Genomic DNA, 1,940 nt, shown 5'->3' with positions numbered 1-1,940 from the left:
ATCGAGTTCGGCGAAGGTGGAGCCTTCCTGAGCGAGGCGCGTGAGGAGGGGTGCGGGCTGGAGGGTGTCGTCGCGGGTCTGTGCGGCGAAGTGGCGCAGCCGTTCGACGATGCGAGGCAGGCCGGTTGCGTCGGCATGGAACATCGGCCCGCCTGTCCAGGCGGGCCAGCCATAGCCGTTGAGCCAGACCGTATCGATGTCCCCGGCCCGCGCCGCGATCCCCTCTTCCAGGATCCGCGCGCCCTCGTTGATCATCGGCAGCAGCAGGCGGTCCAGGATCTCCTCCCCGCTGATCGCGCGGCGCGTGACGCCCTGTTCGGCCGAGACGCGCTCGATCAGCGCCGCCACCTCCGGGTCCGGCACGCCGGTCCGCCCATCGCCCGGGTAGTCGTAGTAGCCCCGCTTGGTCTTCTGCCCCAGCCGCCCGGCCTCGACCAGCGCATCGGCCACGGGGGCCTTCTTGCCGCTGGCCTGGCGGATGCGCCAGCCGATATCCAGCCCCGCGAGGTCGCCCATGGCGAAGGGCCCCATGCGAAAGCCAAAGCCCAGCAGCGCCGCATCCACCTGCTCGGGCAGGGCGCCCTCGATCAGCAGCCGCTCGGCCTGGGCCGTGCGCCGCGCCAGCATGCGGTTGCCGATGAAGCCGTAGCAGACGCCGGAGACCACCGGCACCTTGGCCAGCCGGCGCCCGAGTTCCACCGCCGTGGCCAGCGCATCGGGGGCGGTCCTCTCGCCCCTCACCACCTCCAGCAGCTTCATGACATTCGCCGGCGAGAAGAAGTGCATCCCCAGCACGTCGCCGGGGCGCGAGGTCGCGGAGGCGATCTCGTCCACGTCGAGATAGGAGGTGTTGGTCGCCAGCACCGCCCCGGGCCGGGCGATGCCGTCGAGCTTGCCGAAGATCTCCTTCTTCAGCCCCATCTCCTCGAACACCGCCTCGACCACCACATCGGCGCTCCCCGCATGCTCGAGCCCGACCCGCCCCTCGATGAGGGAGAGGCGCCTCGCCCTCGCCTCCTCGTCCAGGCTGCCGCGCCGGACCGAGGTCGCGTAGTTCGCCGCCACCCGCTCCAGCCCGCGCGAGAGGTTCTCCTCGCTCGTCTCGATCAGGGTCACGGGAATGCCCGCATTGGCAAAGCTCATCGCAATGCCACCCCCCATCGTGCCCGCCCCGATCACCGCGGCGCGCTCGACAGGCCGGGGCTGCGTCCCCTTTGGCAGGCCGGGAATGCGGGCCGCCGCGCGCTCGGCGAAGAACACATGGCGCAGCGCCTTGCTCCGCGGGTCGTCCCGCAGGCGCAGGAAATGCGCCCGCTCGGCCGCCATGCCCTCCTCGAAGGACATCCCGAAACAATTCCGGACGGAGTCGATGATCGCCTCGACGCTCGGATTGCCCGCATGCTTCTTCAGCAGCCCCGACGCCGCCTCCTCGAAGGCCTCGCGCGAGCCAAGCTTCCGGCCCTCCCGGCTCGGAGCAGGGCGGCCCTCATCGGCCAGCCGCAACGCCAGCGCCCTGGCCGCGCCCAGCACGTCCTCCGCCACCTCGCCCACCAGCCCGAGCGACACCGCCTCGGCGGCCGTGATCGGGTTGCCCTCAGAGGCGATCCGCGCGGCCGGCACCGCCCCGATCAGACGCGGCAGGCGCTGCGTGCCCCCCGCCCCGGGCAGGATGCCGAGCTTGACCTCGGGCAGCCCGAGCCTGGCAGACGGCGAGGCCACCCGCGCATGACAGCCCAGCGCCACCTCCAGCCCACCCCCGAGCGCCGCACCGCCGATCGCGGCCACCACGGGCTTGGGCAGGTCCTCGATCGCAGAGATCACCTCCGACAGGCCAGGCGGGACAGGCGGCTTGCCGAACTCGCTGATGTCCGCCCCCGCAATGAAGGTCCGGCCCTCCGACCCGATCACCACCGCCCGCACCGAAGCATCAGCCCCGGCCA

General features: G+C 72.1%; 1 protein-coding gene. It reads right to left on the bottom strand.

Translation table 11 applies throughout. The features are described from left to right. On the bottom strand, positions 1 to 1,940 hold a 1,940-nt coding region (locus tag J8J14_RS24665; protein WP_209382189.1), incomplete at both ends, for a 3-hydroxyacyl-CoA dehydrogenase NAD-binding domain-containing protein.

The sequence above is a fragment of the Pararoseomonas baculiformis genome, from assembly GCF_017813395.1.
In the GTDB taxonomy this organism is placed as follows: domain Bacteria; phylum Pseudomonadota; class Alphaproteobacteria; order Acetobacterales; family Acetobacteraceae; genus Roseomonas; species Roseomonas baculiformis.
The sequence above is the reverse complement of the archived record's forward strand: the minus strand, read 5'-3'. Positions and strand labels throughout refer to the sequence as shown.